Origin of the sequence: Lancefieldella parvula DSM 20469 (genome assembly GCF_000024225.1) — a bacterium.
Classification (GTDB): domain Bacteria; phylum Actinomycetota; class Coriobacteriia; order Coriobacteriales; family Atopobiaceae; genus Lancefieldella; species Lancefieldella parvula.
In genome coordinates this window covers 916,110-930,545 of sequence record NC_013203.1, presented here as the reverse complement: position 1 = coordinate 930,545, position 14,436 = coordinate 916,110, and the positions used below count along the sequence as shown (strand labels likewise).

Below are 14,436 nucleotides of genomic sequence, written 5' to 3'. Positions count from 1 at the left end.
CTAAAAAGTTTTGTTTCTCATTTCACGTGGTGTAAGAGAAAAGTAATCCTTAAATTTCTTATAAAACTCTGTTGTTCCACCATATCCAACCATTGAAGAAATGGTTGAGACAGGCAATTTGGTATGAGTTAACAGTGTTTTTGCTCGTTCCATTCGTTGTTCTAGAACAAGTTCTGAAAAAGTTTTGCCACATTTTTGTCTGAGAAGTTCAGAAAGATACGTTGGTGTATATGAGTATTTTTCTGACAGTTTAGCAAGTGTGATACTTTCTGAATGAGCAGTAATTTCATTAAGGATAAGAGCGACCGTCTCATTAGTGTTACCTGGAGTGAACGTATAGTGAGCATCAGGAGAAAGGCAGGTAATAAGTGTTATAAGTAAGGAAGTAACAATAGCTTCCCAATTTGGTTTTCTCTCGGAATAGGTAATGATAATTTGAGTATAAAGCGTATAAATTTGTTCAATATCAGCTGGATGAACTTGTTTCGGCAATGTATTTTTATTCGATATAAGATTTGTAGTAAAGGTAAAATAATTTTCTGATGTAGGCATTAAAAAGAACAGAAAGCTTCCAAAATAGTTTTTACGAGCAAGTATTGAAAGGCAAACAATAGTATCTCCATGAGGTTTTTTGGAGAATTGATTTAAATTTTCTAAATCAAAAGCAGTGGTAAGTGAAAAAAATCCTTTTATGTGGGGATTGTCTGTCTCTTTAGTTTCGTAATGTGCGTATAAAATAACGTTTGAAGTGCTTTCTTGAGCAAGAGTCTTTCCATTTAAAAGTATATTTTTAAGTGCTTGAGTTAGACGATCGTTATTCATATGTAGCCTCTCAATACTATTTATTTACATCAAATTATAGGGTAATAACGTGATTTCCTATGAGAATGCATTTCCCTAAATTAAAACCTGAATCAAATATTTAATCTGTAAATACAAATAGTTGCTTATCGCATTTTTAAGTTAATAAATTCTGCATTGGACTGATGAATATGATTAAGAATCTTTCCCATTTATTCATTATTCAAAAGCAAACAATTTTGTCTGCAATTGGTTTAACAATTGGATATATTGCTGTTGCAATGTTAGGCATTTTTACTGGAAATTTAGTTGACGCCATGCTTGGTGTACAAATTGATGATAGCGTTTGGCAAAAATTAGATTTGTTGCTGCTGCTTCAATTAGTAATACTTTGCATAAATTTTTTTCTTACTGTATGGATTCCGCAAAAGCTTAATTTAGAAGCTGCTGTTTCTAGTTCTGAGTCAGCGGTATCAGCGCTTTTAAAGATTCCATTTCGTATTTTTTCGAAAAAGAATACTGGACACTATCTTAATGCAGTAACTACATCAGCTTTTGTGTTTAGTGGAGTTCAAGTTTCAGTAAGTGTTGAACTTATAGGTAGTCTTTTAGCGCTTGTTGTTTTAGTGATTGTTGCCGCAATAGTAAATCTTTGGGTTGGTTTATTTGTTCTTCTATATATTCCATTTTATTTGTTAATAATTGATTATCCGAGTAAGAAAGCTAATGAAGTTTTAAGTAAATCGATTGAAAAAAGAGAATTATGGCTTGATGCTGGTAGACGTGTAATTGAGGAAAAGCTTTCTATTAACGCATTACGAGCAGAAAACTATTATGAAAAATCGTATAAATCAGTAAATGATGAATATTTTCTCTTTGTAAAAAGAAACGATTTTTATAATTCACTATCAAAAAATTTACCTTCAGCACTTTTATATTTCATGCAAGTTATAACAATAATCCTTGGGATTATATTGTTATCTTTTAATCAAATGAGTGTGGGAGGAATTCTTTCTGCTTATCTCATTGTGTCAATAATGAGTGAACCTCTTGATACATTTTGTTTTGTTAAGAGTACGTATCTAGCTACCAAGGCAGACATAGATGTCTATCTTAAGCATATACAAGACTCTCAAGAACCTTCTGGGTATGAAAGCCTTTGGGATTCTTCTCTTGATTCGGCCCTACAAGTAGGAGAGGGAGAACTTCTTGCTACTACTGAAGGACCAGAGCTATTTCACACGCAACCTCTCTGTATTGCACATGGGTCTTTGGTAGTCGTAAGAGGCTCTAATGGTTCAGGTAAATCTTCTTTTGTTGATCTTTTAGCAGGCTGTTCTGATCCGTCTTTGTTTAGTGGAGATATACAGCTATCAGATGAGCTTAGAGACTGTTCTCGTTTTGCTCGTCCAGTACCTCTTGTTAAAGGAAGTCTTGCTGACAATATGTTTGGGGAAGAGATTGACGACAAGATTTATCAGATGCTTGATTTTTCATCCCTTAGAACAGAAAGCTTTGATGGAAATGCGGAATCTGTGTCACTAGGTGAGAGACAAAAAATTGGTCTTTTAAGAGCACTATCAAGAAAACAAGGTGCGCTTGTTTTAGATGAACCCTTACAAAATTTGGACGCCGCAACAGCACAGAAGCTCTGTGATTATTTGGTCAGTCTTAAAGGCAAAAGAACCACTATTGTCATCATGCACTCTGACGAATTAGACCAGAAAGCAGACGTTCTTCTCGACATCCAAGACGGGAAGCTATTTGTACGGTGATGGTAGAGGAGATATGAATATGCAGGATAAATTTTACAAATTTGATAAGCATTCAGCCTTTGCTATAACAAAGGAGAACGTCTTTTTAATAAGTGGATCAATACTTTCAACTGCTTTTTCGGTGGCTATTAGTCTGATGTTGGGGTTATTGATTAGTCATATTTCTCAAGGTATGGATGCATCCAATCAGATTACTATTCTTGTTTTAATTTTATTTCTATCGCTTGTATCGACGATTCTTGTGCTTACATTTAAGGGATGGTTTCCTCTGCGTTCCGAGATTAAACAAAGAACGGACAGTGCGAAGCGGGTTATATACGAGATTGTTGCCATGCCTTTACGTTCTTATAAAAAGCACGAAAAAGGATATTACATGAATCTTCTTAGTAGTTCTACTACTATGTATGGATCTATATATAGTGCTGTAAACATTAGAATTTTGAGCGCTGCTGGATGTGTTTTAATTATTTTGCTAGCGCTATTTCTTATAAATCGTATTTATTTCACTGCGGCGCTTGTATATATTCCCATCTTTTTGTTTGTTATAGAATTTCCTACTCAAAGAATCGCTGATTTACAGAGAAATATCATTCCAGCTCAAGATAGATATTTAAATGAATCTAAACAAATTGTAGAGAATAAAAGAGCTATTAATATTACTCGTGCTGATGAAGCATATAAAGAAAAATATCATGAAGTTGGCTTGGAGTACTTGAATTCAGTTAAAAAATATCGATTCTATGAGGGATTGAATGAGAAAATTCCAAATGGTCTCTGTTCTTTGCTGCAGGTACTTATGCTTGCTATAACGATTAAAATGTATCAGGTAGGTGTTGCATCAGTTGGTGATATTTTTGTTTTATATCAACTTTGTGCATTATTGCAAAATCCTTTGGCAGAACTTTTCAGATTGATTATGTTTGTGAAAACAAATGAAGTTCACATGGAACGATTGCAAGAAATTGTTAAAGACTCTCAAGAACCTTCTGGGTATGAAAGCCTTTGGGATTCTTCTCTTGATTCGGCCCTACAAGTAGGAGAGGGAGAACTTCTTGCTACTACTGAAGGACCAGAGCTATTTCACACGCAACCTCTCTGTATTGCACATGGGTCTTTGGTAGTCGTAAGAGGCTCTAATGGTTCAGGTAAATCTTCTTTTGTTGATCTTTTAGCAGGCTGTTCTGATCCGTCTTTGTTTAGTGGAGATATACAGCTATCAGATGAGCTTAGAGACTGTTCTCGTTTTGCTCGTCCAGTACCTCTTGTTAAAGGAAGTCTTGCTGACAATATGTTTGGGGAAGAGATTGACGACAAGATTTATCAGATGCTTGATTTTTCATCCCTTAGAACAGAAAGCTTTGATGGAAATGCGGAATCTGTGTCACTAGGTGAGAGACAAAAAATTGGTCTTTTAAGAGCACTATCAAGAAAACAAGGTGCGCTTGTTTTAGATGAACCCTTACAAAATTTGGACGCCGCAACAGCACAGAAGCTCTGTGATTATTTGGTCAGTCTTAAAGGCAAAAGAACCACTATTGTCATCATGCACTCTGACGAATTAGACCAGAAAGCAGACGTTCTTCTCGACATCCAAGACGGGAAGCTATTTGTACGGTGAGATACATTCAGAGAGCGTGGATACGCAATCTGTTTTATTGCGCTAAAATTATAAAGGTAAGTGTTTGTTGGAAAATCTTTGGCTGATAAACATATTTGCCTTGGGTTTGGAGCGTAGGGGTATGCATGCCATTGCAATTTAACAGACTCGGTATCACACCAATCGTTGTTTTTAATTTTATCATCTGGCTTTTCTTTACGCTCGCATACTTCTATCAGATTGTGTATATCCTTCGCGTTATGTTTAAAGGCGAGGTAAAGCTTCCCGAGGCAAAAAAGCAGCATCGCTATGCTTTCTTTATTGCTGCCCACAATGAAGAGCCTGTTATTGGCAATCTTGTCAGATCTATTCTTTCTCAAGATTATCCTCGGGAGCTGATGGATGTCTTTGTTGTTGCAGATGCCTGTACTGATAAAACAGCAGAAGAGGCAAGAAAAGCTGGAGCAATTACTTGGGAGCGTAATGACCTTGCTCGTAAGGGTAAGAGCTGGGTTATGGATTACGGCTTTGATCGCATTCTTAATGAGTACGGTGACAAATACGAGGCTTTCATTGTTATGGACGCCGATAACCTGGTTTCTCCAAGCTATCTTAAAATTATGAATCAAGCTTTTGATGCAGGGTATCTTGTGTGCACCAGCTATAGAAACTCAAAGAATTTTGATTCTAGTTGGGTTAGTTCTGCCTATGCTACATGGTTTATGCGTGAAGCAAAGTTTTTGAATAATGCTCGTATGATGATGGGTACAAGCTGTGCGGTTTCTGGTTCGGGTTGGATGGTTTCTTCTCGCATTATTAAAGGCATGCATGGATGGGATTTTCATACATTGACTGAAGATATTCAGTTTTCTACGTTTTGCTGTGCTCACAACATTCAAATTGGTTATGCTCCAGCAGAATTTTTTGATGAACAGCCTTTGACATTTAAAGCTTCATGGACTCAAAGAATGCGCTGGACAAAAGGATTTTATCAGGTATTTTTCTCGTATGGCTTTGACCTACTTAAAGGTATTTTCAAGGGTCAGTTTGCTTCATACGATATGCTTATGACAATTGCACCAGGTATGATTTTGTCGTTGCTTTCTGCATTTATTAATGGAACTTATCTTTTGGTTGGTTACTTGAGCCACGGCTTTGTTGCAACTGATGCCGAGATTGCTATGAGTGTGGGTTCTTTGGTTATGACGGTTTTCTCGATGTATGTTGTCTTCTTTATTCTGGCGCTCATCACTACTATTTCAGAGTACAAGCATTTCCATGTAAAGAAAAAGTGGCGTATTTTTACCAATCTCTTTACGTTTCCTATTTTTATGATGACGTATATTCCTATTACCGTTGCAGCTTTGTTCAAAAAAGTTGAGTGGGTTCCTACTAAACATGACATTGCTGTTAACTTTGAGGATGTTATTGCTTCAAGTGGGAGTTCAAATTAAATAATATGCTCCACTGGTGGTACAATGCCAAAACACGTTGAGCATGACCGGTAGGTCAGGAGGGAGCCAAAAACAATGGCAAAGTTCTTCGAAGGCGAATCACATACATTTTCTGAGTATCTTTTGGTTCCTGGCTATTCATCAGCTGAGAACATTCCTGCAAATGTTTCTTTGAAGACTCCTCTTGTTAAGTTTAAGCGTGGCGAGAAAAGCGCAATTGAACTCAATATCCCTATGGTTTCTGCAGTAATGCAGTCGGTATCTGGCCCTCGTTTGGCAATTGCTTTGGCCCAGCAGGGCGGCATTGCCTTTATTTACGGCTCTCAGTCCGCTGAGGATGAGGCTCAGATGGTTCGTGAGGTTAAGAGCTACAAAGCAGGTTTTGTTGTCTCTGATTCAACGCTTACTCCAGAAATGACCCTTGGTGATGTACTTGATCTTAAAGAGAAGTCCGGCCACTCCACTATGCCCGTTACTGATGACGGCACTTCTCGCGGCAAGTTGGTAGGTATTGTTACCTCTCGTGATTATCGTCCTTCTCGCGATGATCGTTCTAAGCTTGTTTCTGAGTTTATGACCCCAGCTGATAAGCTTATTACTGCACCAGAGGATACTTCCCTCAAAGAGGCAAATGACATTATTTGGGATAACAAGCTTAACGCCCTTCCTATTGTTGATAAGAATGGTCATCTGGTTAGCCTTGTATTCCGTAAGGATTATGATTCCCACAAGTCTGCTCCAGATGAGCTTCTTGATGATTCTAAGCGTTATATGGTTGGTGCTGGCATCAATACTCGTGACTATGAGACTCGCGTTCCTTTGCTTGTCGAAGCAGGCGCTGATGTTTTATGTATCGACTCTTCTGAGGGTTATTCCGAGTGGCAGAAGCGCACGCTTGAATGGGTTCGTGCAACTTATGGTGATTCCGTCAAGATTGGCGCAGGTAACGTTGTAGACGCTGAGGGCTTCCGTTTCTTGGCCAAGGCTGGCGCTGATTTTATCAAGATTGGTATTGGTGGCGGATCTATCTGTATTACCCGTGAGCAGAAGGGTATTGGCCGTGGTCAGGCAACTTCTGTAATTGATGTTGCTCGTGCTCGTGATGAGTACTTTGAGGAGACCGGCGTCTATATTCCAATCTGCTCTGACGGTGGAATTGTATACGATTATCACATGACTCTTGCTCTTGCTATGGGCTCCGACTTTATGATGCTTGGCCGTTATTTTGCTCGCTTTGACGAGAGTCCTTCAGACCGCGTTATCGTCAATGGCTCTTACATGAAGGAGTACTGGGGCGAGGGTTCTGCGCGCGCTCGTAACTGGCAGCGCTACGACCTTGGTGGCAACAAGCGTGGCCTTTCCTTTGTTGAGGGTGTTGACTCCTACGTCCCATATGCAGGTCCTCTGAAGGACGGCGTTGAGGCATCGCTTCTGAAGGTTAAGTCCACAATGTGCAACTGCGGTGCTCTTGATATTCCAGAGCTTCGTGATAAGGCAAAGATTACGCTTGTATCTTCAACTTCAATTGTTGAGGGTGGCGCTCACGATGTCTTGCTGAAAGACTCAAACCAGCAGGTCAGTTATAACTTCCGTTCATAACCAACAGGATTTATGGACTACTGGCGTCACCAAGTATTTTGCTTGGTGACGCATCTCTATAAGAAAGGGGAACTCGTGGAAAACGAGGAAGTACAGAACGTATCCACCACAGGCGATTTTCCTGTCTACGATGCTGAAGCCATTGAAACCAAGTGGCAGCGCATCTGGGAAGAGCAGAATCTTTACAAGACAGAAGAAGACAGCTCAAGGCCTAAAAAATACGTTCTAGAGATGTTCCCTTATCCTTCGGGTGATCTTCATATGGGCCATGCCCGTAATTACACCATTGGTGATGCTATGGCTCGTCAGGCTCGCATGCGTGGTTTTGATGTTCTTCATCCAATGGGCTTTGACGCATTTGGTCTTCCTGCAGAAAACGCTGCAATTAAGCATAATACCCAGCCTTCTGTGTGGACTCATAAGAACATTGACCAGGCTGTAAAGACCATGTTCCGCATGGGCTTTGCCTACGATAAAGACCGTATGTTTAATACGTGTGACCCTGAGTACTATAAATGGGGCCAGTGGATCTTTCTTAAGATGCTTGAGAAGGGCTTAGTATATCGTGCTACAAGTCCTGTTAACTGGTGTCCTAATGACAAAACTGTTCTTGCAAATGAGCAAGTAGTTAACGGTAAATGTTGGCGCTGTGGTGCCGTTCCAGAGAAACGTGAGCTCTCTCAGTGGTATCTGCGCATCACTGATTATGCTCAGGAGCTTTTGGATGATCTTGATCAACTTGAGGGTTGGCCAGAGCGTGTCCGTGCTATGCAGGCAAACTGGATTGGACGTTCTGAGGGTGCAGAGATTGATTTCATTCTGGCAGATACTGATGGTGTTACGCCAACTGATACCAAGATGACAGTCTTTACTACGCGTGCAGATACTATCTATGGTTGCACTTTTATGTTGCTTCCACCGGAGTCTAAGCTTGCTGCAGAGTTGGTAGGGGATTCAGAGTATAAGGCTGCTTTTGATGCTCTTCATGAGGAAGCTGTAAAGGTTTCTTCTATTGATCGACAGGGTACAGACCGCGAGAAGCACGGTGTATTTACTGGTCGTTACGCGATTAATCCTGTTACCGGACGGACTGTGCCAATTTGGGTTGCTGACTATGTTCTTCTCGACTATGGCACTGGCGCTGTTATGGGTGTTCCATCGGGCGATAAGCGTGACTTTGATTTTGCAAAGAAGTACGACCTGCCTATTGTTCCTATCATTTGTGAAGAGGGAACAGATATCTATGAAGAGCTCAAGGGGGTTTCTGATTACAAAGTAACCTCCGTTGACTGGGACGGACCAATGGATACCGTTGGTGTTCTTGTCCAGTCTGGTCCATTTACTGGCCTTCGTGGCGGTAAGCATTCCGAGGCAGAAGAAGCTGTTGTTGCGTATTTGACTGAGCATAGTGTTGGCCGTCGAACTGTTCAGTTCCGTCTTCGTGATTGGCTTATTTCTAGGCAGCGCTATTGGGGCAATCCAATTCCTATGATCCATTGTGATTGCTGTGGTGACGTTCCTGTTCCTTATGATCAGCTTCCTGTCATGCTTCCAGACAATCTTGATCTAGCTGCAGGAGATACTCTTGCTGAGTGCAAGGAGTTTGTTGAGACTACCTGTCCAAAGTGCGGAAAGCCTGCAAAGCGCATTACTGACACTATGGATACCTTCACGTGTTCTAGCTGGTACTACCTGCGTTACTGCGACCCGCACAACACTGAGCTTCCTTTTTCCAAGGAATCTGTTGATCGCTGGATGCCTGTAGATAACTATATCGGCGGCATTGAGCATGCAATTCTACACCTCCTGTATTCTCGCTTCTTTACAAAGGTCCTTCGTGATCTGGGCATGATTGACATCGATGAGCCATTTAAGAATTTGATGACTCAGGGTATGGTCAAGGATGAGCACGGCGATACCATGTCAAAGTCAAAGGGTAACGTTGTGCCTCCAAGTTCTGTCATTGAGCCTTATGGTGCAGATACAATGCGTCTTGCTATTCTCTTTGTTGCTCCACCAGAGAAGGATTTTGACTGGGACGAGAAGGCTATTGCGGGTGCAAACCGCTTTATCAAACGCGCATGGCGTGTAGTGTGGGAGCTCTCTCGTACTGCTGATGCTTCTGCCGTACTCGACCACACTGCTTTGGATTCAAAGTCGCTTGAGCTCAACCGTGTTCTTAATGCTATGGGAATCCGTTGTACTACTGAGTTTGATAAAGGTCAGTTTAATACTGCAATTTCTGCAGTTATGGAGCTTGTTAATGCAGCAAGCGCTTACATTAACGAGGTCCCTGCAGAGTCAAGAGATGCTGCACTTTGCTACAAGGTTGCAAATGACGTTGTAGCTATGCTGGCTCCAATTATCCCTCACTGGGCAGAGGAACTCAGCCACGAGGCTTTGGGCAAAGATGTTCCTGTTTACCATCAACCTTGGCCAGAATTTGATCCAGAACAAGCAAAGAGTAATACGGTTGAGATTGCCGTTCAGCTTAAGGGTAAGGTTCGAGCACGTATTGAGGTTTCTGCCGATGCTTCTGAGGAAGAGCTTACTGCAGCCGCAACCAAGGCAATTGCCGATCAGCTTGAGGGCAAAGAGATTAAAAAAGTTATTGTTGTTAAGGGGCGCCTTGTGAATATCGTTGCCTAACAGCAAAAATACTTGACGAGAAACCCTTTGTCTCGTAAGATATCTCTAAACGTAGTTGTTATTAGTTGGAAGTGGGGTTGAGTTTTGACCCCGCTTCCTTTCTGTATGTAGATGAGGAGGTCAAATGCAAAACGAAGGTGTAACACAGAAAATCTTGTCTGCACTAGAGCAAGCTGCACTTAATCACCACATTGATATTGTTGATGTAGAGATTGTTGGGTCTTCTAAGAATCCCTTGGTCAGAGTAAGAATTGACCATGATGATGAAACAGAAGAGACCATTTCTCTTGACGAAGTTGCTCAAGAAACATCATGGATTTCTGAGACCATCGATGAACTTGATCCGTTTCCTGCATCATTTACCTTGGAGGTTTCTTCTCCAGGTATGGCACGCCCACTTCGTCGTGCAAAAGACTTTGTACGTTTTGCTGGACAAGAGGTTCAGCTTCAGACAACTGCCACAGAAGGACGTCGTAAATTTACTGGCACGCTTTTGGGCATTGAGGGTACAACTATCTCAATTCAGACAGAAGATGAGGTTTGTACCATTGATTTGTCTGAGTTAAAAAAGTGCGTTATTAAACCAGCTTTTGATTTCTTGACCTCAGCCAAGAAATAGATAGAGAGGATTATTCATGGCATCTGAAATGATGGAAGCTTTGATGTTGCTTTGCCAGGAAAAGCACATCGATGAGTTGTATTTACTGGATCGTTTGGAGCAGTCTCTGGCAAAAAGCTATGCTGATGTCCTCCACCTTGATTTTGGTGCTCGCGTCACTATTGATAGGGCTACAGGCCGTGTATACGTTTATGAGCTTGTTCCTAAGGGCGAGCCAGATGAGGAGACTGGTGAGTACACCGAGTTTGATGAGGTAGATGTAACTCCTCCTGATACGAGCCGTATTGCTGCTCAGCATGCTAAGGCAGAGATTAAGACGCTTGTTCGTAATGCTGCTCGTGCTCAGATTTATGATGAGTTCCGTGGTCGCGTTGGTGACATCATTACTGGTACCGTTCTCCAGTCCACTCCTGATTTCACCATCATTAAGATTCGTGAGGGTGTAGAGGCAGAGCTTCCACACTTTGACCAGCGTCGTTTCCCTGACGAGCGTGATGAGCGTCCAGCAGGAGAGCGTTATCTACACAATCAGCGCATCAAGGCAATTATTGTTGACGTTCGTGATCCTAATGCAACTCAGCCAGCAGTTCGTGGTGAGCGCCAGCGTCCACCAATTGTTGTCTCTCGTACCCACCCAGATCTTATCCGTCGTCTCTTTGAGCTTGAGGTCCCAGAGGTTTATGACGGTGTAGTGAGCATTCGTTCTATTGCTCGTGAGGCTGGCGTTCGTTCTAAGATTGCTGTTTCTTCCGTTGATGAGCGTCTTGATCCTGTTGGTGCTTGTGTTGGTCCTAAGGGCAGCCGTGTTCGTACCGTAGTTTCTGAGCTCCGCGGGGAGCGCGTTGACGTTGTACCTTGGTTTGATGACGCTGCTCGTTGTGTTGCCTCCGCACTTTCACCTGCACGTGTTTCTCGCGTTATTGTTGATGGCGCAACTGGTCACGCAACCGTTATTGTTCCTGATGATCAGCTATCTTTGGCTATTGGTAAAGAGGGTCAGAATGCTCGTCTTGCTGCTCGTTTGACTGGTCTTCACATTGACATCAAGAATGAGTCCCTTGCTGCAAACATTTTGAACAACCTTCCTGAGGTTGTTGAAGAGGCTGTTGACGAGGAAGAGATTGCTCATCGTTGCAAGTATGTGAGCCCTAGCGGAGTTCCTTGCCGCAATATGGCAAGACCTGGTTCTGATTTCTGCGGCATTCATGATGCCATGGAGAATGCAGAGATTTCTTCTGATTCAGACTCATTGATTTAGTCAACTACTTGTAACTATCCCGTCAACCGGAAGGTTTTCATATATGGCAAAAACGCGTGTACATGACCTTGCCAAAGAATATGGTATGCAGAGCAAGGAATTGCTTGAGCACCTTGCGGACATGAAGATCCCTGCAAAGTCTGCTTCTTCTACGCTTGAAGATGCATATGTTTCTATTGTTCGCAAGAAACTCCAACCTATTATGGAGGCTCGTGCTGCTGAAATTGCAGCTCAGAAGGCTGTTGAAGAAGAGGCTGCTGCCAAAGAGGCAAAGGCTGCTGCTGAGGCAGCAGAGGCTGAGCGACTTGCCGCAGAGGCAAGGCGTGAAGCTGAGCGTGCAGAAGAAGAGAAAAAGCGCGCAAAAGAAGAGGCTGCTCGCAAGAAAGAAGAGGAGCGCCGTCGTGCTGAGGAAGAGAAGAAGCGTCTTGAGGCCGAAGAAGCCGAGCGTAACCGTATAAAGGACACTGCTCCTAAGACTGCTCCTTCTTTTAATAATCTGCTCGATCAGATTGCTCAGCAGGAAGAGGTTTTGAAGCAGCAGGCTGCAGAGTCCGCTGCACAGAAGAAGGCTGAGAAGGGATCCAGGAACCACGCTCGCGCTAATGCAAGCGAGGCAAGTGGTGCTTCTGCTCGTCATAATTTTAAGAATGAGCGTAATGATGCCTCCATGTCCGACGAGCGTCCAAATGGTAAGCGTAGAAAGAATCGTCGTGGCGGAGATGACGGAGAAGATCGTTATAGCCGCATGGCTCGTGAGGCTGAAGCTTACAACAGAAGTCGCGTTCTTGATGAGGCTCGCGTTGCTATTGAAGAGGCAAGTCGAGAGTCCTCTGGTCGTCGTAAAAAGCGTAAAGAACGTCGTCAGAAGCAGGCAGCAGAGGCTGCTATGGAGCAGCGTATTGAGGAAGCACTTGCAAACGACCAGGATATTTCCCAGCTTGATACTGTAAAAGTCCCTCAGGGTTCTACAGTCTCTGAACTTGCCGAGCTTCTTGGCGTTCCTGCAAATGATATCATTAAGCGCTTGTTCCTGCTTGGAAATCCTTTAACACTTACAGAGACCATGTCTGATGAACTTATTGAGATTGTTGCTGATGACTTGGGCCGCCAGATTAAGATTATGTCTAAGGAGGAGGAGAACTCCTTCACTTTCTACGATGATCCTAAGGATTTAAAGCCACGTCCTCCAGTAGTTACCGTCATGGGTCACGTTGACCACGGTAAAACATCGCTTCTGGATGCAATTCGTCACACTGGCGTTGCAGCTGGCGAGGCTGGTGGAATTACTCAGGCAATTGGTGCTTCTCAGGTTACTATTAACGGTCGCGAAATTACTTTCATCGATACCCCGGGTCACGAGACTTTTACGGCGATGCGTGCTCGTGGTGCAAAAGTTACCGATATTGTTATCTTAATTGTTGCAGCAGACGATGGTGTTATGCCTCAGACTATTGAGTCTATTAATCACGCAAAGGCTGCTGGTGTTCCAATTGTTGTTGCTGTCAACAAGATTGATAAGCCGGGTGCAGATCCTACCCGTGTTCGTCAGGAGCTTACCGAGTACGGTGTCATTCCTGAGGAATGGGGCGGACAGAACATGTTTGTTGACATTTCTGCCAAGCAGAACTTGGGCATCGATGATCTTCTTGAGACTATTATTTTGCAGGCAGATGTCCTTGAGCTGAAGGCTAACTCAGACACCTTTGCATCCGGTAATGTTCTTGAGGCTAAGCTTGACCGTGGTCGTGGCTCTGTTGCTACTGTTTTGGTTACTCGCGGTACGCTTCACATCGGCGATGCTCTTGTTGCTGGTATGGCCTTTGGTCGTGTCCGTGCAATGCTCGATCCTAAGGGCAATGCGGTGACTACTGCTGGTCCTTCTGATGCAGTTGAGATTCTTGGTCTGCAGACCGTTCCTGGTGCAGGCGATGAATTCCGCGTCTTCCAGGAGGAGCGTGACGCTCGTGAGCTTGCTGACCAGCGCGCTCTTAAGGCTCGTATCGAAGAGCAGAACCGTGTTAAGCACGTTACCCTTGAGAACCTCTTTGATACTATGGCAGATCGTGACGTCAAGGAGCTCAACCTTATTATCAAGGCTGATGTTCAAGGCTCCATCGAGGCTCTCCAGGACTCCTTGGACAAAATGGATCAATCCGAGGTTCGTATTAGCACCATTCACTCTGCTGTTGGTGGAATTACCGAGACCGACGTTGTTCTCGCTGATGCATCAAATGCAATTATCATTGGCTTTGGTGTCCGTCCAGATGCAAAGGCTAAGCTTGCTGCAGAGCGCGTAGGCGTTGAGATTAGAACTTATAGTGTCATCTATAAGGCAATCGAAGAGATTGATGCTGCTCGTATTGGTATGCTTAAGCCAACTGAGCAGGAAGTCCAAACCGGTGTTGCTGAAGTTCGCGATACCTTTAAGGTGCCTAAGGTTGGTATTGCTGCAGGTTGCATGATTTCTGAGGGTGAGATTTCACGCGACGATAATATTCGTCTTATTCGTGATGGCTTTGTTGTCTACGACGGAAAGATTGCATCGCTTAGACGCTTCAAAGATGACGTTAAGAGCGTTAAATCCGGCTACGAATGCGGTATCGGCCTTGAGAACTTCCAGGACATCAAGCCTGGCGACCAGCTTGAAGGCTATCGTATTGAGCAGGTGGCTCGTACCGAGTAAG

9 protein-coding genes are annotated in these 14,436 nt (G+C 43.1%); 8 read left to right on the top strand and 1 reads right to left on the bottom strand.

Features of this window, described 5'->3' with window-relative positions; translation table 11 throughout:
* Positions 1 to 822, bottom strand: a complete 822-nt coding sequence (locus tag APAR_RS07145) for a helix-turn-helix domain-containing protein (RefSeq protein ID WP_012808924.1) — start codon at positions 820 to 822, stop codon at positions 1 to 3.
* Between the two features lie 170 nt (positions 823 to 992).
* On the opposite strand from APAR_RS07145, the gene APAR_RS04300 reads away from it, so the two are divergent.
* The 8 genes from APAR_RS04300 (at position 993) to infB (ending at position 14,435) form a co-directional block, all read left to right on the top strand.
* Positions 993 to 2,576, top strand: coding sequence for an ABC transporter ATP-binding protein (locus APAR_RS04300; RefSeq protein ID WP_012808923.1), 1,584 nt, complete (start codon positions 993 to 995; stop codon positions 2,574 to 2,576).
* Between the two features lie 19 nt (positions 2,577 to 2,595).
* The gene (locus APAR_RS04295) at positions 2,596 to 4,194 is read left to right on the top strand and encodes an ABC transporter transmembrane domain-containing protein (RefSeq protein ID WP_012808922.1); all 1,599 of its coding nucleotides are present in this window, start codon (positions 2,596 to 2,598) and stop codon (positions 4,192 to 4,194) included.
* Positions 4,195 to 4,319: 125 nt separating this feature from the next.
* Positions 4,320 to 5,627 (top strand): glycosyltransferase family 2 protein, encoded by a 1,308-nt coding sequence (locus APAR_RS04290; RefSeq protein ID WP_012808921.1) that lies wholly within the window; start codon positions 4,320 to 4,322, stop codon positions 5,625 to 5,627.
* A gap of 75 nt (positions 5,628 to 5,702) precedes the next feature.
* Positions 5,703 to 7,226 carry an IMP dehydrogenase gene (locus APAR_RS04285; RefSeq protein WP_012808920.1) on the top strand — a complete coding sequence of 508 codons (1,524 nt, stop codon included), beginning with the start codon at positions 5,703 to 5,705 and terminating at the stop codon, positions 7,224 to 7,226.
* A 75-nt stretch (positions 7,227 to 7,301) separates the two neighbouring features.
* Positions 7,302 to 9,875 (top strand): leucine--tRNA ligase, encoded by a 2,574-nt coding sequence (gene leuS / locus APAR_RS04280; RefSeq protein WP_012808919.1) that lies wholly within the window; start codon positions 7,302 to 7,304, stop codon positions 9,873 to 9,875.
* A 124-nt stretch (positions 9,876 to 9,999) separates the two neighbouring features.
* Positions 10,000 to 10,494: a ribosome maturation factor RimP gene (locus APAR_RS04275; protein ID WP_012808918.1), complete on the top strand. Its 495-nt coding sequence runs from the start codon at positions 10,000 to 10,002 to the stop codon at positions 10,492 to 10,494.
* Positions 10,495 to 10,510: 16 nt separating this feature from the next.
* On the top strand, positions 10,511 to 11,752 hold the full coding sequence (gene nusA / locus APAR_RS04270; protein WP_012808917.1) for a transcription termination factor NusA: 1,242 nt from the start codon (positions 10,511 to 10,513) through the stop codon (positions 11,750 to 11,752).
* A 43-nt stretch (positions 11,753 to 11,795) separates the two neighbouring features.
* Complete coding sequence (gene infB, locus APAR_RS04265) at positions 11,796 to 14,435, top strand: translation initiation factor IF-2 (RefSeq protein ID WP_012808916.1); 2,640 nt, start codon at positions 11,796 to 11,798, stop codon at positions 14,433 to 14,435.
* Position 14,436: the final 1 nt, after the last annotated feature.

Bases quoted from the DNA above. Each gene is read 5' to 3' on its own strand.
- nusA (WP_012808917.1), top strand. From the start codon at position 10,511: ATGGCATCTGAAATGATGGAAGCTTTGATGTTGCTTTGCCAGGAAAAG.
- APAR_RS04300 (WP_012808923.1), top strand. From the start codon at position 993: ATGATTAAGAATCTTTCCCATTTATTCATTATTCAAAAGCAAACAATT.
- APAR_RS04285 (WP_012808920.1), top strand. From the start codon at position 5,703: ATGGCAAAGTTCTTCGAAGGCGAATCACATACATTTTCTGAGTATCTT.
- APAR_RS04275 (WP_012808918.1), top strand. From the start codon at position 10,000: ATGCAAAACGAAGGTGTAACACAGAAAATCTTGTCTGCACTAGAGCAA.
- APAR_RS07145 (WP_012808924.1), bottom strand. From the start codon at position 822: ATGAATAACGATCGTCTAACTCAAGCACTTAAAAATATACTTTTAAAT.
- APAR_RS04295 (WP_012808922.1), top strand. From the start codon at position 2,596: ATGCAGGATAAATTTTACAAATTTGATAAGCATTCAGCCTTTGCTATA.
- APAR_RS04290 (WP_012808921.1), top strand. From the start codon at position 4,320: ATGCCATTGCAATTTAACAGACTCGGTATCACACCAATCGTTGTTTTT.
- infB (WP_012808916.1), top strand. From the start codon at position 11,796: ATGGCAAAAACGCGTGTACATGACCTTGCCAAAGAATATGGTATGCAG.